This is a genomic window from Neptuniibacter sp. (assembly GCF_024231755.1).
Taxonomy (GTDB): Bacteria; Pseudomonadota; Gammaproteobacteria; order Pseudomonadales; family Balneatricaceae; genus Neptuniibacter.
Genome location: NZ_JAAEQH010000181.1, coordinates 1 through 22,992, shown reverse-complemented (window position 1 = coordinate 22,992; position 22,992 = coordinate 1). Strand labels below are relative to the sequence as shown.

Sequence of the window (22,992 nt, the reverse complement as noted above, 5' to 3'; positions counted from 1 at the left end):
TGATCGCTCTTTGCAGATGATCCGTGATGGTGGTTGTAAGTCAGGCTTGGTATTCAACCCAGCTACGCCACTGAGTCACCTGGAATATGTTCTGGATAAAGTGGATATGGTTCTGCTGATGTCTGTAAACCCGGGCTTTGGTGGTCAGAAATTTATTCCAGGCACTCTGGATAAATTGCGTCAGGCGCGTGAAATTATCGATAACAGCGGTTATGACATCCGTCTGGAAATTGATGGTGGTGTGGGTATTGGCAATATCCGCGAGATCGCTGAAGCGGGTGCTGATACCTTTGTTGCAGGTTCTGCAATTTTTAATACTGATGATTATGCTGCAACTATTGCACAGATGCGTGAGCAGCTGGCACTGGTTAAGTAACGGTTGGTTTGAACATAATGCGGCAACTCTTTTCTGGTTCCAATCCTGAGCTGGTTCTATTTGATCTGGATGGTACGCTGGTGGACAGCGTGCCTGATCTGGCCCAGGCCATTGATCGAATGCTCTCTACTTTGGGTAAACCCGAAGCGGGTGTAGATAAGGTCAGGACCTGGGTTGGTAATGGCGCAGCTGTGCTGGTGGAGCGGGCAATCACAGATGAGATGTATCCGTCAGATATAGATCCGGATGAGTTTGAAAAAGCTTATGCGCTATTTCTGGATTACTATGCTCAGGCAACCGCTGATCAGAGTGTCCTTTACCCTGGAGTAGAGCAGTGCCTGCAAAGCCTGCAGCAGCAGAGTATCCGTATGGGGGTTGTGACCAACAAGCCGATACGATTTACCGATACGATGTTGGAGGGTTTCGGACTGAGCGGTTATTTTGATGTGGTTCTAGGCGGTGACAGCCTGCCGCAGAAAAAGCCAGAACCAGAGCCGTTGCTGGAAGCGATGAAACGTTGTGGTGTCGAGCCTGAATCAACCCTAATGGTGGGGGATTCTAAAAGTGATGTGGGAGCAGCAAGAGCCGCTGGCTGTCCGGTAGTTTGTGTGCCTTACGGCTACAATCATGGCCAGGATATTGCAGACAGTAATCCTGACCTGATTGTTGAAACCCTTTCCGATCTAACCTGATTACTCCAGATTCTTCTATTCTAAAATCTTGGCGTTTTTCGGCAGCTCCACCACGTGAGTGCTTGAAGCCAGGTCGTGCCAAGCTTGTTTCTGCTTACTGATAAACATCCACAGAAAACCTGCTCCAAAGCAGAGTAGGGATACTGTGCCGACGATAAAACGGATCAGGCTCTGCATAAAGTTCAGGCGATAGCCCTCAACAGTTTGCACGCGTAGGCGCCAGGCTAACATGCCAAGAGTCTGTCCGCTGCGCATCCAGAAGAAAGCGAGAAATGCGTAAGTCAGGATAAATAGGAAAGATTGGAAAGCGGGTCCAGTTACTGCCTCGCCGTCATTCAGGCTTACTGCAATAAAACCTGTCACCATCCACAGAGCTACAACAAGCATAAAGTCATAAACAAAGGCACCAAGCCTTTTCATCGGGCTTGCTGTTGTGACTTCGGCATATGTTTCTTTAAACGGTCTGCTCATCCTGTTTCCTTATGATCGCTCTGTTCTTGTTTAGCAGGCACTATTTAGTGGGCGCTGTTTTAGCAAGCGCTGCGGGTGGACGTTTTGGTGTCCAGTTTAAACAGGGGGCGAATATAACTGCCTACGATGCTTCCTGCAAATGCTGCGATCAGCCAGAGCCAGCCATGTAAACTTCCCGATGCGATACCGCCGAAGTATGCGCCGATATTGCAACCGAAAGCGATGGTTGCGCCATAACCAAGCATCACGCCACCGAGCAGAGCCGCGATCCAATGCAAAATAGGTAGTCGCCATTGGAAAGAAAACTTGCCTGCCATCGCTGCTGCTGCAAATGCGCCGAGCAGAACCCCAGCGTTCATCACAGAGTTAACATCACTGGTTAGTGATTCCTCTAGAGCGGTTTCGCGGCCCGGTTGTAACCAGTAGCTCCAGAAATCCAGCTCAAGTTCCAGCTCCAGTAGCATGGCCAGTTTGGCTCCCCACAATGGATAAGCGACAGCAACAGCCCAGGGGCGACCTGTCATCGCTAAAGTAGCAAAGTTAAGTATTGCCAGGACCAGAGCACCCCAGATAAATGGCCATGGGCCTTGAAGATAACGGCGCCAGTTTGCGATTTCGGACAATGGCTGGTCTTTTTCCACCTCACCGTGGGTACGTTTTTCCAACCAGATGGTAAATAGAGCAATCCCTGCAAACAGAGCTAGGTTGATCATGATTGCAGGTATAAGTCCTGTTTCTTCTATAACCGATACTGGGGCGAATTGAGGTAGCCCGGTCCACCACTCATAATCCGCAGTAGCCCAGAGGCCTCCAACCATAAAGCCAAACATGCTAGGTATAGCACGGAGCTGACCACCACCTGCGTGGTAGAGGTTTCCTGAGGCACAGCCATTACCCAGCTGCATACCGATACCAAAAATAAATGCACCAACCAGCACTGAATAGCCAAGGGGGCGAATGTAACCGCGTACCTCTTCGCCAAATAGTTCAGCGCTGCTTAATGCTGGGAAAAACAGGCATACCGCTACTGCGAGCATCACCATCTGTGCTCGTAGGCCTCTGCCGCGGCGGTTAACAATGAGGTTACGCCATGCTGTCGTGAAACCGAAGGAGGCGTGGTAGAGAGCTAAGCCAAGAAAACCACCAATCAGCATCAGCCACATCTGCTGACTGGATTCATTCTGCTGTAACCAATATAGACAGTATGAGAACAGGCCTAAGGAGATCAGGGTGACGGAGTATTGTCCTGTTTTAGATTCAACTTCAGGTGTGAGCTCAGGAGAGGGCGTTTGCACGCTATTCATAAGTGATATCGTCGTATAGAACTGTGTTGCTGTTATCGATGACAGATCTGCGCCTGCTCATCGGAAAAGCTGGTCATTATATCACCAATTTGAATAAAGACTTGTTAATTTAGTCTCAACTTAAATAAAAAGGCGACCATAGTGGTCGCCTTTAGTTGATAATTTCCAGTTTTTACTGGCCTACGTATTTCACTCGATACTCTTCAGCCAGCTCTTTGGCTGTTGCCAGTTGTGATGCATCCAGTTTCATAATCAGGCGCTTTTCAATCTCAATTGCAGTACGGTTACCCAGTTGAGCTGCATTGTGCATCCAGGCATAAGCAAGGATGTTTGTGTTCTGATCAGCCTGTGAGCCGTGTTCATTAGAATATAGCGTGCCAAGGAAGAACATCGCGTCGGTGTGGCCGCGCTCAGCAGCTTGACGGTACCAGCGTTCAGCTTCTACGAAATCTTGCTCAACACCCGTGCCAAAGTTATAGCAGCGGCCAATGTTATGTTGAGCTGCTACGTAACCTTGATCGGCTGCTTTCAGATACCATTGAATAGCCAAATCAGGGTTTCGCTCCATGCCGTAACCAAATTCTGCCATTTCACCCAAGCGGTTCTGCGCTGATGGATCACCCGATTCAGCCGCTGGAACAACAGTCTCCAGTTCGACTTTGTAGTCTTTATCTTTCATAGCGCGCAGGCTGTTTACACTGCCCATATGGCCAAGCGATGCACCGCGGTTGTACATGCGACGGGCTTTTTTAACGTCTTTGTCAACGCCCCAGCCGTTTTCGTACATCTGACCCACCATATTCATTGCGTCAGGGTTGCCTTCTCTGGCTAGGGATTTCAGCTCTTTCATCGCTGTTGCATAATCCTGCTTTTCAAAGGCAAGGGTACCTTTACCAAGGTCTGCAGCCATCACATTGGTGGCACTGATGCTCAGCATTAGGCTAGCAGCTAAAAGAATCTGTTTCTTCATCGAAAGTTGCCCACTTTGTCCATTAGGATTTGAAAGAGGTCGCAATTATAACGACTTCGTGTCTAATTGTTGATGCCCAATACGGATTAGAATCAATAGGTACAGATTCCTCCGTAAGTGCAGGTTAATTCAGCATTGTCTAATTTATGGCGGCATTCTATACAGGCGCTCTATAGAACACTAGTTAATCATTTAGTTCATTTGCGATGGATCAATAATATATAAAATGTAAAATAAATACATTAAATATTATTGGATGTTAATCGAGAATAAACGAGAATTTGTATCAATGTTATCTATTCTGAATAGATATAGGATTGAGAAATACATTGCAGGAGCTTGATTGTAAGGCTTATTCACAAGTTCCGTAAGTTCCCAAAACTGCAGATGCGACGCTATGAACTTGAGTGTTATAGAGCTGGATACCGCACCGTTAAAAACTATTCTGACGCCTAATGTGGTCACGGTCAGCCCTGATTGTGATTTGTCCTGCGTATTATCTCTAATGCAGTCAAGGGCTATTAGTAGTGTTGTCGCAATTAATGAGATGGAGAAGCCGGTAGGCATCTTTACTGAGCAGGATGCTATACGCCTGATGGCTGACGGAAGGGCCGTTTCGGGTTTGCTTATGCAAGATGTAATGAGTCATCCAGTTCTGACTGTGCAATCCAGTATTGGCTACGGCAAAGCTTATCAGTTGATGTCAGAAAACAGGGTTCGGCACTTGCTTGTCGTTGACGAAGAGGGGCGCCTGGCTGGGTTGGTTAGTGAGGGAGACTTCCTGCACCACATGGGCATGGAATATCTGGTTGAGTTAAAAACCGTTGAATCTTCTATGACCTCTAATGTGCAAACCGTAGCAACTGATATGAAGCTACTAAAGGCTTTGCAGATCATGAGCTCTGTTCGTATCAGTTGTGTAGTTGTAGTTGAAGAGGGAAAGCCTGTAGGAGTTCTTACCGAGAGAGATATGGTCCGCTTGGCTAGACGAGATGTGGATATAAGTAATATCCCTATCAAGGATGAGATGACATCTCCCTTATTAACAGTTGAATCCCATGCTCCGCTACAGGTAGCCAGTCGAATGATGGAGCAGCACAAGATCCGCCGCTTGGTTGTTGTCGGTGAAAAGGGGCAGTTGAAAGGGATTCTGACCCGTCACGATATTGCTAAATCTTTACAAGGTTCTTATATCGAGTATCTCCAAGAGAGCCTTGAAAGAAAGAACCGTGATTTGCAGCATACGGAAGAGCGTCTGCGAGAGGTTGAGCAGAAAGCCTTCTATCAGGATCTGGTAGAACAGATCAGTGATGCCATTTTTATTATTGATGCTGATGATGCGCGCGTTTTAGAAGCCAATGATCAAGCGTCCACAAGTTTGCATATTTCGAGGAGTGAGCTGTTAAACCTGAGGGTTAGCGATTTTCTGAAGTCTATAAAAACTCTTGAAGACTGGTTTGATGAGTTTATACCTGAGCTGAGAAAAAAAGATGAATTATTGATAGAAACCTTCCATCAAAGAAGTGATGGGACTGAATATCCGGTTGAGATCAAAGCTAGATTGGTCAACTTTGGGTTGAAAGAGTATGTGGTAGCTGTAGCCCGTGACCTTTCAGAGCGTGAAGAGGCCACTCGAAAAATAAAAGAAAGTGAACGACGTTTTGAAGCGCTCTTTGAGAACGCCCCTCTTGCATATCAATCACTGGATATGAATGGAAATCTGAGAGCAGTTAACAATGCCTGGCTAGAAATGTTGGGCTGTGAGAGAAAAGAAGTCATTGGAAAGCATATTACTGCGTTTCTGATGTCATCTTCATTGGGTACGTTGAACAATGAGTTTCCACGGTTTGTCAATAAGGGGCGGGTTGACGGTCCTCTTTTTGAGCTTAAAACCAAAACAGGTGAGCGTTGTATTGTCCGGGTTAATGGGCAATTGGGCAAAGACCCCGTGAGTGGTGAGGTTTGTACCCACTGCATGCTAACCAATGTTACACAGCAAGAAAAAGCTGCAGAATCCATCCGCGAAAGCGAACAGCGCTTTCGACTCCTATTTGAACAGTCCTCTCTGGCGATGGCCTATGTAAGTTACAGCGGAGAGCTTATTAGTCTTAATCAGGAGTTTGTAAATGTCTTTGGTTATGACGAAACCGAGCTCTCTGGTTTGGAAAACTGGCTATTGTTGGTTCACCCGAATAAGGAGTACAGGGACCAGGTAAGAGAAAGGTGGTTAGCATCAGTAGAAAACGCCCGACAGGGTGATAGTAAAATTGAGCCTCAAGAATATTTAGTACGCTGTAAAAATGGTGAAATAAAAACAGTCAGAGCCTCCGGTATGGTGACGGATCAGGGTTTCCTGGCTGTTTTGGATGACATCACTGAACAGCGTCAGGCGGCTGAAGCATTGAAAGAGAGTGCTGAGACCTATTTTGGTGTTATTACAACAGCGTTAGATGGCTTTTGGATAGTCGATACAGACGGCAGCATACTAGATGTGAATGAAGCTTACGTGAAGATGTCGGGCTTCAGTCGTGAAGAGTTGATGGGAATGAAAATCAACGACTTAGATGTCGTTGAATCTCCAGCAGATACCCGAGAGCGAATAGAATCAATAATGAATTCTAGAGGGGCTCTTTTTACGACAAAGCATCGGCGCAAAGATGGAAATATATATGATGTAGAGGTCAATGCCACCTACTGGGCTGGTGGTGGTAGTGGTGGTCACTTTTTTGCGTTTCTCCGCGATATCACTCAGAAAAGGTTAGATGAAGAGAAACTCCGGCAGGCTGCTACAGTTTTCGGTAGCACAAATGATGGTGTGATGATTACTGGCACAGATGGCGTCATTCAAATGGTCAACGAGGCTTTTTGCCATCTGACGGGTTACAGCGAAGCAGAGATTATAGGAGCTCCAGCTCGAATCCTTCAGTCAGGTCGTCATGATAACCAGTTTTATCAGGAGATGTGGAAATCGATATCTGAGACAGGCAGTTGGCAAGGAGAGATTTGGAATCGCCGTAAAGATGGTAGTACGTATCCTGAGTTGCTTAGTATCAATGCGGTGTACGATGATGCAGGTGAAATTAGCAATTATGTAGGTGTTTTTGCTGATATTTCTCGCCTTAAAGAGTCCGAGCAGAAATTAGCCTATCTGGCGCATCATGATATGTTGACGGGGCTGCCAAACCGTTTGATGTTACACGCGCGGTTAGAGCAGGCGATGGGTGCGTCTAAACGTAATGCAAGTTATGTTGCTTTGCTACTGTTGGATCTTGATCGATTCAAAGATGTAAATGACAGTTTTGGACATGCAGCTGGAGATGAGTTGCTACAACAGATAGCGGACCTACTTCAGAAACGCTTAAGGCAGGTAGATATTGTTTGCCGAATGGGTGGTGACGAATTTGCTGTGCTTTTAGAGGATATTCATCATCCCGAAGACGCTGGTGTTATTGCCGATGAAATTATTTCTTTGTTGGCAAAAGCCTGGACACTGAGTAATGGCTGCGAAGTAGCTATTGGTGCTTCGGTAGGGATTAGCCTCTATCCAACCCAAAGTGAGGATGCCGATGCATTGCTGCAACATGCAGATGCTGCCTTATACAGAGCGAAAGCCGAAGGTCGAGGGCGCTTTCATTACTTTACGGAAGAGCTGACCCAGGATGCGCGAAATCGCCTGGACCTTGAAGCTAAGCTTATTCATGGTATTGAAAATCAAGAGTTTGAAGTTTATTACCAACCCCAGGTTGATATTGATAGTGGCTGTATCGTAGGAGCAGAAGCGTTAGTGCGCTGGAATGATCCCGATAAAGGCATAGTCTCTCCTCTTGATTTTATACCTTTAGCTGAACAAACAGGCCTGATAAGTGATATTGGAAGAATTGTATTACGGACAGCCTGCGCTCAAGTGAGTACCTGGATCGATCAGGGGTATGAACCAATAAGTATTGCTGTAAATCTATCTGCTGTTCAGCTTCGCCATTTGGATATTAAGAGTGAGATAAGCTCAGTCCTGGCAGAAACCAAGTTGCCAGCGAGTTATCTTGAACTCGAAATTACCGAAAGTGCTTTGATGGAGCGGGAACAGGAATCTATCGAACTTCTGCATAGCCTACGTGAGCTTGGGGTGAAAATTGCAATTGATGATTTTGGGACGGGTTACTCTTCATTAGCTTATTTGAAGAAGTTCCCATTGGATGTTTTAAAGATAGATAAGTCTTTTGTCGACGATATCCCGAGTGACAAAGATGATATGGTAATAGCGTCGACCATTGTGGCAATGGGGCATAGCTTAGGATTAAAAGTGCTGGCAGAAGGTGTTGAAACTGCAGAACAGCTGGAGTTTTTGCGAAGTAAAACTTGTAATTCTTATCAGGGCTTTTTAACCAGTCCTCCAGTCCCAGCTGATATTTTTGAACGTTATTTACAAGAAAAGTAAGAAAATTTTGCTACCATTTTGTAGAAGCTTGTTAGTAAGTTGATTCTTAAGGAATATTATCGAAGCCAAGGTGGGTGATTTGTGAGGACCCCGCTGGGATGAACCCCGAAAATTTATCATCGTCGTCTGATCTCTTTCTTAAACGTTTCTGTATCACAGCACTGCTATCTGCGTTAGTGTTGATGATTCTGACAGGCTATACCGTATCCCATCAGTATGAAAAATATGTCGTTCAGCTAGCTGAATCTAATGCTGAAAGGCTGGCTACTTCAATTGCAAAAGCGCATCGCCAAGAGTTGGATTCTGCTCTGCAGAAGGCACCGCTTCTGCCTCCTCAGCTTATTGAATTGGACCGAACTCTGCGAGCCTTCATCGCACCTTACGATCTGGTCAAAATTAAGCTTTTTAGCCTTGATGGTGTGGTGATTTACAGCACTGATATGTCCATTATCGGTAAGCGCTCATTGGACAATAAATCTCTTAATATAGCCCTGCAGGGGGACAGCAGTTCAAGCATTCAACATAAAGGTCAGATAAGGGATCTGCAGAATGAGGAGCGATTTGATGTCGATGTAGTAGAAAGCTATGTGGCACTTAAATCCTTGTCTGGAGAGGTGGTTGGCGCGTTTGAGATATATCAGGATATGACGGAGTTTCATAATGATATCCGCCAGGGAGTTATCGTGTTGGCGGCCATAGTCCTGACTATATTGGTGATTATTCTCTTCATTGCCATGTTCTTTATGCGTAAAGCTGCCAAGCAGATGATTAGACAGCAGCGCCAGCTGGAGCAATTGGCTACAGTCGATATGGTGACCAATGTATACAATCGCGCAGAAATTACCCGCCGTTTAGAAGCAGAATGGGAGCGTTGCAAAAGGCAGGAAGCTGATGGGAAAAAGGTTGGGCTTATGATGCTCGACCTTGATCACTTTAAACAATTCAATGATCGTTTTGGGCATCAGGTTGGTGATGGACTGTTACGGCAGGTTGCACACCGGTTACAGGGTGAATTGAGATTGTATTCGGACCTTGGGCGTTATGGTGGTGAGGAGTTTATGGTATTGGTGCCTGAAATCACTCCAAATGGGCTCAAAAGTATTGCCAGCCGTATATTAAAACTGATCTCAGAAGAACCATTCACGGTTAACACCCATGAACTAAAGGTGACCATCAGTATTGGTTGTGCTGTTGCTAAACCGTCAGATATGCATTCTGATGAGCTGATTAAGCGTGCCGATAACCGCTTGTATGCTGCGAAAAACGCTGGTCGAAACTGTGTGATAGGGGCAGATGAGCCTGCCCCTTAGTTTCATCGCTTATGCTGTTTGATCTATATCTTTTTGCGGATTTTTCGCTTGTGTTTTTAAGTTATACCAATCTACTTTACGCGTTGTCAGCATGCTGACGGCCAGAGTAGAAAAGATCAAAATTGATCCCATCAGTAAAGCAAAATCCTCTGATGAAATAATCATATACAGCAGCGAATAGAGTAACCCCAACCCTACTGCAAACCAGGCCCCTCTTTGTTTGCTCCTTAATACCGAACTCAGGTATATGCCAAGCAGACCGCAACAGGCAATAGTGGCAATTACATAGGCTCCAAGGAAGGGGATATGCTCGCTGAGAGATACCAATAGTAGATAAAACAGGGCGAGTGCCATACCAACCATGCCGTACTGGATTGGGTGAATCTGTAACTCTTTCAGGACCTCAAACAGGAAGAACAACATAAAGGTAACAGCGATAAATAGTAGTCCATATTTAATGGAGCGCTCAGCCTGAGAATACATATCTACAGGATCAATAAACTCTGTACCAACAGAGTGGCCACTAAAATCGCAGTAATTGTTGTTCTGACACTCTTTCAGGATTGATTTCAGGTCGGCTGAAAAAGGTGAGGTGCTCCAGTTTGCATTGAAGCCACTCTCACTGATCTCGTAGTTCGAAGGAAGGTGGCGACCTGTGAAACTGGGATGGGGCCAGTCGGAGGTCATGGTGATATCACTATTGTCCCCGGAAGGAGTAAGAAGAAGACGTTCCATCCCTTTTACAGGCATTGCGATAGAAAATGTGGTTTCTTCAGATTGTGAATCAGACCAGCCTGGTACCTCTGCGTGAATGCCCTGAGCTTGTGATTTAAGTGTGCTACCGGCACTAAACTTAATGGCTTTGTTTCTCCAAAGGGATTCTGGTTCAGAGATAATGCCGCGCATATCTGAGATAAGAATAGCCACCCGAGCCTGCCCCCAACTGAGCTGCCCCTTGTATTTGGCTTCCAACTGCTGCTTGTGTTTTAGCAGTTTGCTGTTGCTGAAACGTCCTTCCATTTTCAGTTGGCCGCTATACACAGGGATCTGGTAGATCCCTCGGCTTCGGGTGTCGTTCATTATCTCAGCATGACTTTGTAGATGGCTGGGTAACAATAGATACTGTCCGCTACGTTTTTTGTTAATGATGCGGTGGCTTTTACTTTCCTCATGCCACTGCTTTTCGGTGTAGGCCAGCTGCCACGGAATAATGGCGATAGGGCCGGTAATGGTCTGTTGGCCGGTCCATTTGCTGGCGATGTCTCGCACAACCTGATCTCGGTAGCTCATTCGTTCGTAAACAACTCCCTGTTCTAGAAGTAGAGGAATCCAAAGCAGTAAGCCCAGAAAGCCAATGATGATCAGCTTGAGGGTGATTTTTTTTGACATGACTAACTCCATACGGTGAAGGTTTGTCACAGTTTATGAAGGTTGTGTGGGGTAGGAGTGTGCTTAATGTGTGTTTTGTGTGTGGAATGTCAGGCAGGCCTTTACACCGCCTTCATCTCTATTTTTTAGGCTGACATCAGCCTGATGTAACAGTGCAATTTGTTGCACAAAGCTTAAGCCCAGGCCGGTACTTTTCTGGCCGCTATAGGGTCGTGGCAGGGAGTAAAAGCGCTGCCAGATTTTGTCTTGGGCGTACTCGGGAATACCGCTGCCCTGATCCGCGATACATAGCTGAGTCATATCTCGTTGCTGATCGAGTGTTAGGGTTATGGAGCCTCCTTGAGGACTGAAGTCGGTAGCATTTTCCAGCAGATTGCGAATCGCCTGACCCAGTAATAGTTTGTCCCCTGTTATTTGATGGCTTTGTGGTAGTTCGTTGAGGATCGCTATCTGTTTGGCTTGTAGTTGTATGTTGAGTTGTTCGATTTCGTCGAGAACAAGCTGTGACAGATCTAATTGCTCTGAGTTTTCTAGTCCTTGCATGTTCTCCAGGCGGGCCAGAGCCAGCACTTGATCGACCAGTGCACGTAGACGTTCGGTTTGCTGGTTAATGTTCAGTGCCAGTTGATGTCGAACGGCATCGTCTTGGGCAACGCTGATAAGCTCTGCTGCACCTTGGAGTGCTGTGAGAGGGCTTTTCATCTCGTGGGTTAGGGTCAAGGTATAATCTTCAATGTACTTTTTCCCATCCAGTGCCTTACGCATCTCTTCCATGGCTAAGGCTAGTTTGGCCAGATCGGGGTCGCTAATGCTCGGACTGCTGGTGGATTCCCCCTCACTGACTTGTCGTGCGTACTCTACTAATCTGTGGATGTTCAGGCTGAGCCAGGTTGCCAAAAGCGCTCCTGCTAGGGCTGCTGCGATAAGTAGCCACATCCCTTTAGAGCGAATGTTATCCCGGGCGATCTGCCAGAAAGGTTCAACACTGACATTAGGTTTTCCAACAGAAATAACGCCTGCGATAACAGGCATACCTGCTTCGGTTAGTTGGTATATAGGAGCACCGATATACATCACCGAACTGAAATTATCGTTTGGGTCTTCTTGAGTGCTGCGGGCGCCATATTTACCCTGCAGGGTTAAATAGACATCATTCCACTGCGAATAATCCGTGCCTAGGTCTCTGCCTGCAGAATCAAAAATCACCGTTCCTTTCCGGTCTGTGACATAAATACGTAGTTCGGTATGGACCTGTTTATGAGACCAGATGGTGGCGTTGATAGGGCGCTGTAGGGTTTTAATGATTGCAGGCTTTAGTAGATCAATCTTGATCTGTTCATTGGGCGATTGTGGAGCAATCATCTCTGCTAGCAGATTGGCTGTGTCGACTAAAGCGGTTTCAAGCGATTGGCGAAGGCCGGGTTTGATCTCTACCAACATAGAGTTCAGGAAAAAATACACGCCCAGTCCGAGTAGGGCAAAGTAGGTCAAAAACAGCTTAATGCCAAACTTCACCGGTTTAACTCCAGGCTGTAGCCAAGTCCACGGTGGGTCTTAATGAGCTGCTGTTCTGAATCGATTTTTTTCAGTTTAGCGCGGATCGATTTGATATGGGTGTCAACGGCTCGATCAAGACTGTGTTCGGGATTCTCCCAAGCCGCTTGCATCAGTTGTTCACGGCTGAAAACTTGTTCCGGTCTCTGTATTAATTTACTTAGCAGTAGATATTCGATGCGGGTAAGTTCAAGTTTGTGGCCCTGAAAATTGATCGCTGCTCTCTTGTTATCTATTTCCAGAAGTTCAGTTTGCTGCGGTGCTGGTTGGGAGGAAGCTCTGCGTAAAATTGTTTTAACCCGAGTGCTCAGTTCACGCGGGCTGAACGGTTTGGTAACGTAGTCATCTGCGCCCAGCTCAAGGCCAAGAATTCGATCAATTTCGTCAGAGCGTGCGGTAAGAAAAATAATAGGAATATTAGAAAACTGGCGGATTTTTTTGCAGAGTTCAAAGCCGTTAAAGTCGGGAAGGCCTACATCAATAATGGCTAGGTCAAAGTCGTCAGACTTTAACTGTTCAAGTCCTGCTGCAGCAAGTAGTTGATGATTTGTTCTGAAACCATCCATCTGTAACGCAAAGATAACGTTATCTGCGATGCTGGGTTCGTCCTCGACAAGCAGGACTTGTGCTTTATATTCCGTCACAGTCATCCGTTTAGTGGTTCTTTAATCACTACGTTTAGTGCCTAACAATTCGATCATATAACCGTCTGGGTCTTTAACAAATGCGAGGATGGTTGATCCGTGTTTCATTGGGCCTGCTTCCCGGACGACTTCGCCTCCTTTAGCTTTGATCGCTTCACATGCTGCGTAGACATCTTCGACTTCTATTGCCAGGTGTCCAAAAGCGTTACCCAGTTCGTAGCTATTGGTATCCCAATTATGGGTAAGTTCCAGAGCGGTATGATCTGATTCATCTCCGTAGCCAAGAAATGCCAGAGTAAAACGGCCATCGGGATAGTCTTTGCTGCGGAGTAATTCCATACCTAACAGCTGAGTATAAAAATCTATAGATTGCTGCAGATCAGTCACTCGCAGCATTGTGTGCAACAGACGCATGATTTTTGGTCCTTTTTTGTTATTATTCAGGTTGAATGAGTTGATAAAACTTCGTTTGAGTACCCAGCGAAACCTGAATTCTGGCTCTGTATCGTTTTTGCCATTGTATACGTTGAATGCTTTATTATAAGCATGGTCAGGTTTTTTCTGGCAATTGAGTAGGGAAGGTGACGACTATGTTTCAAGATATGAATAAAAAAATCAGTAGTTCCATGGGGCCTTTTAAAGACTTGGTTAATATCCAGACAAAAATGCTGGAAGAACTGACACGTCAACAAATGGAATGCACCAAATCCTGTATTGAGGCAACAATTCAGCAGACTAAAGAGATGCAGAAATGTCAGTCACCTACCGATCTGATCGAGCTGCAGCGTACTTATGCTAAGGAGCTGGAAGATACTCTGAAACATGCCAGCGAACAGAACATGAAAGCGTTACAAGATGCGCGTTCAGAAATTGAAGGCGTAGCTCAGGATGCTTTTGACGCCTTCAATAATTAATAGTTATCTGTCTTAAAAACAGCACATTTGTGCTGTTTTTTTATTTCCAAAAAAAATCACCAGAACTTGTTAACACTCATTCGTGTCAACAAGGCTTAAATAGAGTTGTATATGAGTTGTCCAATCGGTTTGTTTTATGGTTCTACCACCGGAAATACAGAAAGCGTGGCTGAGCTGATTGCGGAACGGGTCGGATTTGATCAGGTTCACCGCATCGATATTGCGGCAGACGGACTGGAGAGTGTTGCAGAGTATGAGCACCTCATTCTGGGTATACCTACCTGGGATTTTGGTGAGCTACAGGAAGATTGGGATGATCTGTGGCAGGTGCTCGAGGCTGCTGAGGTTCAGGGGAAAACCTGCGCTGTTTTCGGTCTAGGGGACCAGATTGGCTATGGCGAGTGGTTTGTTGATGCTATGGGGCTGTTACATAATCGCATGAAGGAGAAAGGTGCGAAAATGGTTGGTTACTGGTCAACTGAGGGTTATGACTTCGAAGAGTCTAAAGCCTTGACCGCTGATGGAAAACAATTTGTGGGTTTAGCTATTGATGAAGACTGTCAGCATGGTGAAACTCAGGAACGCGTTGAGAAATGGTGTGCCCAGGTGTTGTCTGAGTTTGGTATGGCGGATTAATTTCATCTGGTTACTTATTCATTACGCTATATAGCGCCTTTCCACACATGTTTAGCTTGTTACCCGGCTGGAATGTGCCGGGAGCAGCTCCTCTTCTATGAATTTCTAAAGTAAGTTGCTTCTACTGATGAAACGGTAGTGTTATCTGCCAATTTTCGCTAAAATACTGCCCCTTTTTTAATCAGTTGGTCACGAATCTCTATCATGGAAATTAATCCGATTCTCAACGCCCTCAAAGATATCAATGAGCGCACAGAAGCGCTGCGTGGATTTCTTGATTACGAAGGTAAAAAAGAGCGCCTGGAAGAGGTAACTCGCGAGCTGGAAGACCCAGCGGTGTGGGATGATCCCGAGAATGCTCAGAAGTTGGGTAAAGAACGTTCTACACTGGAAGGTGTTGTTGAAACAATCGATGAGCTGACCGCTGGTGTTGAAGATACCTGTGATCTTCTGGATATGGCGGTAGAAGAGGATGACGAAGATACTGTCGCTGAAGTAGAGAACGATGTAAATGCGATGATGGATAAGCTGCAGACGCTTGAATTCCGTCGTATGTTCTCAGGTGAAGCTGATCCTAATAACGCATTCCTTGATATCCAGGCTGGTTCCGGCGGTACAGAAGCCCAGGACTGGGCTGAAATGATGCTGCGTATGTATCTGCGTTGGGGTGAAGATAAAGGCTTTAAAACCGAGTTGCTAGAATGTTCAGCCGGTGAGGTAGCGGGAATCAAATCTGCCACTATCAGCTTCCAGGGTGAGTACGCTTTTGGTTGGTTGCGTACTGAAACTGGAGTGCATCGTCTGGTGCGTAAATCTCCGTTTGATTCCGGTGGCCGTCGCCATACATCTTTCTCGTCAGTATTCGTTTCGCCAGAGATCGATGACAACGTTGAGATCGAAATCAATCCGGCTGATCTGCGTGTCGATGTTTACCGTGCATCCGGTGCTGGTGGTCAGCACGTCAACCGAACTGAATCTGCGGTACGTATCACCCATGAGCCTTCCGGTATTGTGGTACAGAGTCAGGCGCAGCGTTCTCAACATCAGAACAAAGACACCTGCATGAAACAGTTGCGTGCAAAACTCTACGAGATGGAGATGCTGAAGCGTACTGAAGCCGCGCAGGAACTGGAAGATTCTAAAGCGGATATTGGCTGGGGCAGCCAGATCCGTTCCTATGTATTGGATGATCAGCGTATCAAAGATCTACGTACTAATGTGCAGAGCTCTAACTGCGACAAAGTACTGGATGGCGATCTGGATCTGTTTATCGAAGCCAGCTTGAAAGCTGGTCTGTAACAAATTTCACAAACTTAAAGGTTTAACCACCGATGTCTGATAACACTCAGAAACAAGATGATAACCGCCTGATTGCGGAGCGTCGTGAGAAACTTAACACGCTGCGTGAAGAGGGTAATGCATTCCCAAATAACTTCCGTCGCGATAGCTATGCCGAAGACCTTCAGGCACAGTATGGCGATAAATCTAAGGAAGAGTTGGCTGAAGCAGGCATCAAGGTAAGCATTGCGGGTCGAGTAATGTTGAACCGTGGTGCATTTGGCGTAATTCAGGATATGACGGGTCGTATCCAGTTCTACGTAAACAAAGAAGCGCGTAAGTTTGCTAAGAGTCTGGATCTGGGTGATATCGTAGGTATCACTGGTGAACTGCATAAGTCTGGTAAAGGTGACCTGTATGTGGATATGGGTGAATACCAGTTGCTGACTAAGAATCTACGTCCACTACCTGATAAGCATAAAGGCTTGCAGGATACTGAGATCCGTTACCGTCAACGTTATGTTGATCTGATCACTAACGAAGATTCACGTAAGGTTTTTGAAACCCGTTCTAAGATCGTATCTGGTATCCGTAACTACCTGACAGAGCGTCGCTTTATTGAAGCAGAAACGCCAATGCTGCAGGTGATTCCAGGTGGTGCGACTGCGCGTCCGTTTATCACGCATCATAATGCGCTGGACCGTGATATGTACCTGCGTATTGCGCCGGAACTGTACCTGAAGCGTCTGGTTGTGGGTGGTTTTGAACGTGTATTCGAGATCAACCGTAACTTCCGTAACGAAGGTCTTTCTACCCGTCATAACCCTGAATTCACAATGATTGAGTTCTATCAGGCATATGCGGATTACAATGATCTGATGGACCTGACTGAAGATATGCTGCGTACTGTTGCGCAGGATGTTCTGGGCACAACTACTATCGTTAACACTGTACGTAATGATGAAGGCGAAGTGCTGGAAACATTCGAATACGATCTGGAAAAACCATTCCGCCGTATCAGTGTGTTCGATTCTATTCTGCACTACAACTCAGATATCACTGCTGAAGCATTGGCTGATGACCATGCTGCACGCCAGATTGCTGAGCGTATGGATATCGACGTTAAAGATAGCTGGGGTCTGGGTAAGGTTCAGATCGAGATCTTTGAGAAAACAGTTGAGCACCGTCTGGATCAGCCAACGTTTATCACTGAATATCCAGCAGAAGTTTCTCCGCTAGCGCGTCGCAATGATGATAATCCATTCATCACAGACCGCTTTGAGTTCTTCGTTGGTGGTCGTGAACTGGCAAATGGTTTCTCCGAGTTGAATGACTCTGAAGATCAGGCTGAGCGTTTCCGTGCCCAAGTTGCCGAGAAAGATGCAGGTGATGATGAAGCGATGCATTATGATGGCGACTACATCAACGCTCTGGAGTATGGCCTGCCACCTACAGCGGGTGAAGGTATTGGTATCGATCGTTTGGTAATGCTGTTTACCGACTCTCCATCCATCCGTGATGTGATTCTATTCCCTGCGATGCGCCCGCGCGGTTAATAGTTATATGCGGGGACAGGTTTGAACCGGTCTCCATTGTTGTTTGTGGAAAGTATCCAAGGGGACAGGCTAAAGCCTGTCCCCTTTTTTTGTACCTGAATTTAGCTAATTACCTATATGGTTTAATAAGTAGTTCAATATATAATCGAGATTATGAATTGGTTATTTCCTTCCCAAAAACGCGTTATTCCGCACAAACGTTGGTTTAGCATCTCGCTGCGGACACTGCATCTGGTGGGAATTGCTGGATTAGCGGGTGCTTATCTGTATCAGCAGCCCGAGTCCAGTTGGTATCCGTTTCTTTTGATGACTGTGATCAGTGGCTTCGCTATGGCGGCTATGGAAGCATACTCCGATGGGATTTGGCTGATTCAGTTGCGTGGTACGGCGATTGGAATCAAGTTGTTACTGCTTTCAACGGTATTGTGGTGGTTTGATCAGCCGAATGCTTCCATCTATTTTCTGTGCATCATTATTTCCGGAATTGTTTCCCATGCTCCCGGGCGTTTGCGTTATTACTCAATTTGGCATCGACGAGTGATTACTGAACCTATACAGTTAGCGCCTGGTGAAGTTAAAGATTGTGGTGGATAAGTAATATGGCTCTTGATGCAGCGCCAAGCTGGCAGGCTGTTTTGGCGGATCAGTTTGAACAACCTTACATGCAGCAGTTGAAAGATTTTCTCAGAGAGCAGAAAAACCAACGCAAAATTATCTATCCCCATTCTGATCACTGGTTTCATGCTTTAGAAACCACGCCTTTAGATCAGGTGAAAGTGGTGATCCTAGGGCAGGATCCGTATCACCAACCAGGCCAGGCTCATGGGTTATGTTTCTCGGTTCGCCCAGGTGTTAAAACACCTCCTTCATTGGTGAATATCTATAAAGAACTGCAATCTGATCTAGGGGTTGCTCCTGCAAATCACGGCTATCTTGAGTCCTGGGCGCAGCAAGGTGTGTTGCTTTTAAACAGTGTTTTGACGGTTGAGCAGGCTAATGCGGGTTCTCATCAGGGCAAAGGCTGGGAGCTGTTTACCGATCAGGTGATTAAGCAGGTAAATGATCACTGTCAGAATGTAGTGTTTATGCTGTGGGGCAGTTATGCGCAGAAGAAGGGGGCTTGTATCGATCGTGACAGGCATCTGGTTTTGCAAGCTCCACATCCATCGCCTCTATCAGCTCATCGCGGTTTTCTTGGATGTAAGCATTTTAGTCAGGCTAACCTGTATTTGGAGCAGATGGGTAAGTCAGCTATTCAGTGGCAGCTTCCGGCTAAGGTTCAAGAGTAGGTCTAGATGAGCTTTGTCTCTGCGCTTCCTGCGTTTCAATAATTTCAGGAATATAGTAGTGGTGCCTTCCTCGCCCCTGCTGTTTACTATGGTACATAGCCAGATCTGCATAATGTAGCAGGTCATCAAACTCTTCAGCGTGGGTAGGCGCTATGGCTGTGCCTGCGCTAATACGAATATGGATCTCTTCCGGATGTATTACAATGGGCATCTCCAAGCGGGTTTGGATACGGGAGAAGATCTGATTCAAAGCTTGCTTTATTGTCTCGTCCGAGTCTTCCTCAAGTAGCAGAATAAATTCATCTCCAGCTAATCGAGCTAAGACATCTCCCTCGCGTAGTTCCATGCATATAGCTTTGGTTAGGCTGGTCAATACCTTATCACCCACTCTATGCCCATACTGATCATTGATAGGTTTGAAGAAGTCTAAATCAATAAAAGTCACACTGAGACAGGTTTGGTTTCTAGAAACATGCCCTAAGATCTGAGCTGCAATCGCTTCAAGCATTTTCCGGTTGGGCAATCCAGTGAGTTGGTCTGTGTGGGCTAGCTCTTTGAGTTGAGCATTTTGCTCAGAGATGCGCAGGTTGGCAGCAGACAGTTGATGTAGGTAGTTGGCACGGTTTCGTGTAAAGCGCCATATTGAGAATGCAGCGGTAGCTGCCATAGTGCAGATGGCTAACATCAACAGTAACATCAGGGAGTTCTTAGCCTGTTTCTCATCTGCTATATGTTGTTTAAGGTCTACCTCCAGCGTATTGGTGAGTTGTAACAGTTGCCTGAAAATAAGGTCAAATTCCTGATCGATAGGTGTGCCAGCACGATTGGGGACAATGGTAAGTCTGTATTGCATTTTCTGCTGAAAGAGCCCCAATTGGTAGAGTAGCTGGTTAACCTGTTTTCTCAGTTTTGGTTCTTCCAGAGGTAAAAATCTGCCTTGTTCATTATTGGCTCCATCCAGCATGGCTAGAGTGAACCAATTAGCGCGCTGAATGTGGTACTCAACACTTTCTAATGTTTCCTGAGTATCGCCACTGAGAACTTCTTCAAACCATAGATGGGCTAAGCTGATCTCATATTTGATCTCCATGGATGCATCTACCCATGGTACGTAGCGTTTAAACGAGCTTTCTGAGATGGAATAAATATAGAGCAGCAGGCATAGGCAGAGAGACGCAGTGATACTGGTAAGTATCAGCGGTGTTTTGGGGCTTCCGGGGGCGGAATCACTCATCCCTGTGCCTCTCCTTAGGCGTTATTCTCTGGAGCTGGTCACAGGGAGTGTGTAGTGATTTAGGTTTTAGGTCAACAGTATTTTTTGAAAAGCCTATTTTCGAGTAAACAGATCAGGATCAAGTGGATAGGGAAGTTCTAACAGCTCAATAGCTTTGTTTTCACCTGATAAACGTAGCTCGTGACTTTCTGCCAGGGTTTTATTGATCACTGCCAGTAAACGGAAGCGGTTCTCGCCGCAGGGGGCTGCTAAAACGACCTGACCTGCATTCGGCTTTTCTTCTGTATCTATACCTTGTCCAGGTAGAGGGCGAGTGTTTGATTCAACCTCTGCCAGATACATCGGCTTTTTTAGTTGGCCTCTGTGTTGTAGGCGAGTAACGATCTCCTGACCGGTATAGCAACCTTTGCTAAAACTTACCCCATCCAGAGCCTGAAAGTTGGTCATCTGAGGAATAAAGGCTTCTTGAGTCTCCTTGCGAAGATCAGGCGTCGCAGTGTCGATCTCACTGAGTAACCAATTATCAGTAGAGCCTAAACCTACTTCATCAGGTAGTTTGTCTATTAGAGCAGCCAGGGCTTCTTGTTCCATCCAAATTTCATAGCGGTTGCCGGGTACCCTGATGACAACTCCGTTACTAAGAGTAAGGATGCCGTTATCTTCTGTAGGGGACTGGTCGAACAGATTTTCGATGAGTGCTTGTGCGCCTGGGCCGGTCACGCCAATGCCTGCAATGGTGTCGCTGACCTCTTCAGCTTCCGCCTTTGAGAATACGATGTACTTTTTCAGGTTGTTGCAGGCAGAATCGAAAATATCGTGGCTCATACGTAACCAGACCTGTTCTTGATCTACTTTGATCATTCTGAACAAGCTCAGCATATGGCCTTTGATATTGCAGTGAGCTCCCAGTGAGCTGCCTCGGCTGAATACATCTCTTACATCACAGGTTAACTGGCCCTGTAGAAATTTCTCTGTATCCGGGCCTTTCACGGACAATACTCGTTGATGAATCAAAGGGATGACCTGCGTAGTTTTGCTGCAACCACTTAATACTTCGTTTTTCTCAGTATTGAGTTGGATACCTTTTTCTTCTAACAGGTTAATCAGCTTGTTCATCTTATTTTGTCACCTATGGCTAAAGCCCCAATTAATATTCAGGGCCTCAGAAATTCTTAAAAGGTTAAACTGCGTTGGCTATCGCTTCGCCTAATTTGACTGGGCTGGTAGCAGATAGTTCTTCACCCCACTTGATGCGATCCTTACCAAATAGCAGTATCACCGTGGAACCTAGTTTGAAACGACCCATTTCTGCGCCTTTTTCAAGAATAATTGGTTCTGGTTCCTGTGAATTAAATGGGGTGTGAATTGGTTTTTTCAAGAGAGGGGCTTCTTGTCCGCCCCAAACTGTTTCAATACCGGCAACAATCATTGCACCAACCAGAATCATCGCCATTGGGCCTTGCTCAGTATCGAAATAGGCAACCAGTCGCTCATTGCGGGCGAATAATTGGTCTACCCCTTCGGCTGTAGTTTGGTTTACCGAGAACAGGTCGCCGGGCACATAGGTTGTGTGGGTGAGTGTGCCTTTCACAGGCATGTGTACACGGTGGTAATCTCTGGGTGAGAGATAGATCGTGGCAAAGCTACCATTGATAAATTGTTCGGCGCGTTGCTGGTCTCCACCTAACAGAGTCGACAATCCATAACCACGCCCTTTAGCCTGGAAAATGCGGCCATGTTCGATTGGCCCCAACTGGCTGATAGCACCGTCCGCAGGACTGACAATGCTGCCCTGGGTTTGGTCGATAGGGCGTACACCTTCTTTAAGCTCGCGAGTAAAGAACGCGTTGAAGCTTGGATAGTTGGTAGGTACCTCTTCTAGCGCTTCTGCCATGTTGATCTGGTAGTTCTTGGCAAACCATTTGATGAAGGTGTTTTTAACCCACGGTGTTTGGCAGTCAGCGATTTTTCCAACAAATCGCGAGATTAAATGTTGAGGCACAACATGTTGGAAAGTGATAAAAAGTTTATCTTTCAGGTTCTTCATTACTTCTCCACTGGGGTATCAGGTAGATTGCCCCATTCAAACCATGAGCCGTCATAACAACGGATATCATCAAATCCAAGATGGCGGGCAACTAAATAGGTCAGACCCGAACGACGATGGGTCTGGCAGTGGGTGACCACGGTATTGTTTTTGTTAATGCCTGCATCACTAAGCAGAGCGAGCAGTTCATCTTTAGGCTTAAGGCGCAGGTCATCTCCGCCGATCAGACAGTCGGTCCACTCTAGGTGTTTCGCGCCTGGGATATGGCCACCTTTCTGTGCATTAATCACTTTTTCACCGCTATGTTCTTCAGCGCTTCGGGCATCCCAGATAGTGAAACCATCCTGACCTAGATGCTTCTGGATATAGCTTGCATCGGCAATTAGGTCATTGTTAATAGTTACCGGTTTAGCATCAGTAGAGCGGGTGTTGCTCTGTTGCTCGAGTTCAAATCCTGCGTTGGTCCACGCGGCTAGCTGGCCATTTAGGACTGAACAGTTGTGATGTCCCAGGATATTCAAAGTCCACATCAGTCGGCCAGCCCAAGGTCCCATCTGATCATCGTAGGCAACGATAGGGGAGTTTTCCGTGAGTCCAATATCTGCACATAACTGTTGTAACTGTTCAAGGGTTGGCAACTTATTCGGCACAGGTGCTTCACCGCGTAGTAAGCGTGAGGACGGTAGATTTATAGCACCGGGGATATGCCCTTTCAGATAGTTTTCTTCACTGGAAAGATCAATGATCAACAGATCGGGGTTGTCTAGATTTTGCTTCAGCTCGTCAGCTTCGATAATCAGCGGCAGAGTCATCGGGATGTACCAGAAACTTAATGGATTGCAGATGATACTGGGTTCCTAAGCAGGAGTAAAAACTACTCGACTGCAATAGGA

21 protein-coding genes are annotated in these 22,992 nt (G+C 46.2%); 10 read left to right on the top strand and 11 right to left on the bottom strand.

The features are described 5' to 3' along the window. Together GY843_RS09650 and GY843_RS09645 are read left to right on the top strand one after the other, a co-directional pair. The coding region (locus tag GY843_RS09650) for a ribulose-phosphate 3-epimerase (RefSeq protein ID WP_367183827.1) at positions 1 to 376 on the top strand (376 nt) is incomplete at its 5' end. Positions 377 to 393: 17 nt separating this feature from the next. Continuing rightward, complete coding sequence (locus tag GY843_RS09645; protein ID WP_297308986.1) at positions 394 to 1,068, top strand: phosphoglycolate phosphatase; 675 nt, start codon at positions 394 to 396, stop codon at positions 1,066 to 1,068. A gap of 15 nt (positions 1,069 to 1,083) precedes the next feature. Here GY843_RS09645 and GY843_RS09640 read toward each other — a convergent pair whose 3' ends face one another. The 3 genes from GY843_RS09640 to GY843_RS09630 all read right to left on the bottom strand — a co-directional run bounded on the left by GY843_RS09640 (position 1,084) and on the right by GY843_RS09630 (position 3,813). Further along, a complete protein-coding gene (locus GY843_RS09640; RefSeq protein WP_297308985.1) occupies positions 1,084 to 1,539 on the bottom strand; it encodes an RDD family protein in 456 nt (151 codons plus the stop codon). Positions 1,540 to 1,598: 59 nt separating this feature from the next. Then, entirely contained in the window at positions 1,599 to 2,843 is a 1,245-nt protein-coding gene (locus GY843_RS09635) for a YeeE/YedE family protein (protein WP_297308984.1), read from the bottom strand. Positions 2,844 to 3,015: 172 nt separating this feature from the next. Continuing rightward, the gene (locus GY843_RS09630; RefSeq protein ID WP_297308983.1) at positions 3,016 to 3,813 is read right to left on the bottom strand and encodes a tetratricopeptide repeat protein; all 798 of its coding nucleotides are present in this window, start codon (positions 3,811 to 3,813) and stop codon (positions 3,016 to 3,018) included. A gap of 397 nt (positions 3,814 to 4,210) precedes the next feature. Here GY843_RS09630 and GY843_RS09625 point away from each other — a divergent pair, with 397 nt between their 5' ends. Both GY843_RS09625 and GY843_RS09620 read left to right on the top strand, forming a co-directional pair. Beyond that, positions 4,211 to 8,248, top strand: a complete 4,038-nt coding sequence (locus GY843_RS09625; protein ID WP_297308982.1) for a PAS domain S-box protein — start codon at positions 4,211 to 4,213, stop codon at positions 8,246 to 8,248. A 98-nt stretch (positions 8,249 to 8,346) separates the two neighbouring features. Next, positions 8,347 to 9,558, top strand: a complete 1,212-nt coding sequence (locus GY843_RS09620; RefSeq protein WP_297308981.1) for a GGDEF domain-containing protein — start codon at positions 8,347 to 8,349, stop codon at positions 9,556 to 9,558. 9 nt (positions 9,559 to 9,567) lie between these two features. Here the strand turns inward: GY843_RS09620 and creD are convergent, their stop codons facing one another. From creD to gloA, 4 genes are all read right to left on the bottom strand, one after another. After that, a complete protein-coding gene (gene creD, locus GY843_RS09615) occupies positions 9,568 to 10,947 on the bottom strand; it encodes a cell envelope integrity protein CreD (protein WP_297308980.1) in 1,380 nt (459 codons plus the stop codon). Positions 10,948 to 11,010: 63 nt separating this feature from the next. Continuing rightward, positions 11,011 to 12,462, bottom strand: a complete 1,452-nt coding sequence (gene creC / locus GY843_RS09610; protein WP_297308979.1) for a two-component system sensor histidine kinase CreC — start codon at positions 12,460 to 12,462, stop codon at positions 11,011 to 11,013. Next, positions 12,459 to 13,145, bottom strand: a complete 687-nt coding sequence (creB, locus tag GY843_RS09605) for a two-component system response regulator CreB (protein ID WP_297308978.1) — start codon at positions 13,143 to 13,145, stop codon at positions 12,459 to 12,461. Before creB ends, creC begins: the two co-directional genes overlap by 4 nt. A 21-nt stretch (positions 13,146 to 13,166) precedes the next feature. Further along, a complete protein-coding gene (gene gloA, locus GY843_RS09600) occupies positions 13,167 to 13,559 on the bottom strand; it encodes a lactoylglutathione lyase (RefSeq protein ID WP_297308977.1) in 393 nt (130 codons plus the stop codon). 176 nt (positions 13,560 to 13,735) lie between these two features. Here gloA and GY843_RS09595 point away from each other — a divergent pair, with 176 nt between their 5' ends. From GY843_RS09595 to ung, 6 genes are all read left to right on the top strand, one after another. After that, positions 13,736 to 14,059 (top strand): phasin family protein, encoded by a 324-nt coding sequence (locus GY843_RS09595; protein WP_297308976.1) that lies wholly within the window; start codon positions 13,736 to 13,738, stop codon positions 14,057 to 14,059. A 111-nt stretch (positions 14,060 to 14,170) separates the two neighbouring features. After that, positions 14,171 to 14,695 (top strand): flavodoxin FldB, encoded by a 525-nt coding sequence (gene fldB / locus GY843_RS09590; protein ID WP_297308975.1) that lies wholly within the window; start codon positions 14,171 to 14,173, stop codon positions 14,693 to 14,695. Positions 14,696 to 14,899: 204 nt separating this feature from the next. Continuing rightward, the gene (gene prfB, locus GY843_RS09585; protein WP_297308974.1) at positions 14,900 to 15,994 is read left to right on the top strand and encodes a peptide chain release factor 2; all 1,095 of its coding nucleotides are present in this window, start codon (positions 14,900 to 14,902) and stop codon (positions 15,992 to 15,994) included. A gap of 32 nt (positions 15,995 to 16,026) precedes the next feature. Next, entirely contained in the window at positions 16,027 to 17,529 is a 1,503-nt protein-coding gene (gene lysS, locus GY843_RS09580; RefSeq protein WP_297308973.1) for a lysine--tRNA ligase, read from the top strand. A gap of 153 nt (positions 17,530 to 17,682) precedes the next feature. After that, a complete protein-coding gene (locus GY843_RS09575) occupies positions 17,683 to 18,123 on the top strand; it encodes a hypothetical protein (protein WP_297308972.1) in 441 nt (146 codons plus the stop codon). 5 nt (positions 18,124 to 18,128) lie between these two features. Then, entirely contained in the window at positions 18,129 to 18,818 is a 690-nt protein-coding gene (ung, locus tag GY843_RS09570) for a uracil-DNA glycosylase (RefSeq protein WP_297308971.1), read from the top strand. Here ung and GY843_RS09565 read toward each other — a convergent pair. The 4 genes from GY843_RS09565 to GY843_RS09550 form a co-directional block, all read right to left on the bottom strand. Beyond that, entirely contained in the window at positions 18,802 to 20,052 is a 1,251-nt protein-coding gene (locus GY843_RS09565) for a GGDEF domain-containing protein (protein WP_297308970.1), read from the bottom strand. The two genes, ung and GY843_RS09565, sit on opposite strands and share 17 nt — an antisense overlap. 93 nt (positions 20,053 to 20,145) lie before the next feature. Further along, the gene (locus GY843_RS09560; RefSeq protein WP_297308969.1) at positions 20,146 to 21,168 is read right to left on the bottom strand and encodes a folate-binding protein; all 1,023 of its coding nucleotides are present in this window, start codon (positions 21,166 to 21,168) and stop codon (positions 20,146 to 20,148) included. 64 nt (positions 21,169 to 21,232) lie between these two features. Further along, positions 21,233 to 22,099 (bottom strand): archaetidylserine decarboxylase, encoded by an 867-nt coding sequence (gene asd / locus GY843_RS09555; RefSeq protein WP_297308968.1) that lies wholly within the window; start codon positions 22,097 to 22,099, stop codon positions 21,233 to 21,235. Next, positions 22,099 to 22,911, bottom strand: coding sequence for a sulfurtransferase (locus tag GY843_RS09550; RefSeq protein ID WP_297308967.1), 813 nt, complete (start codon positions 22,909 to 22,911; stop codon positions 22,099 to 22,101). The genes asd and GY843_RS09550 overlap by 1 nt, the downstream gene beginning before the upstream one ends. Between the last annotated feature and the right edge of the window lie 81 nt (positions 22,912 to 22,992).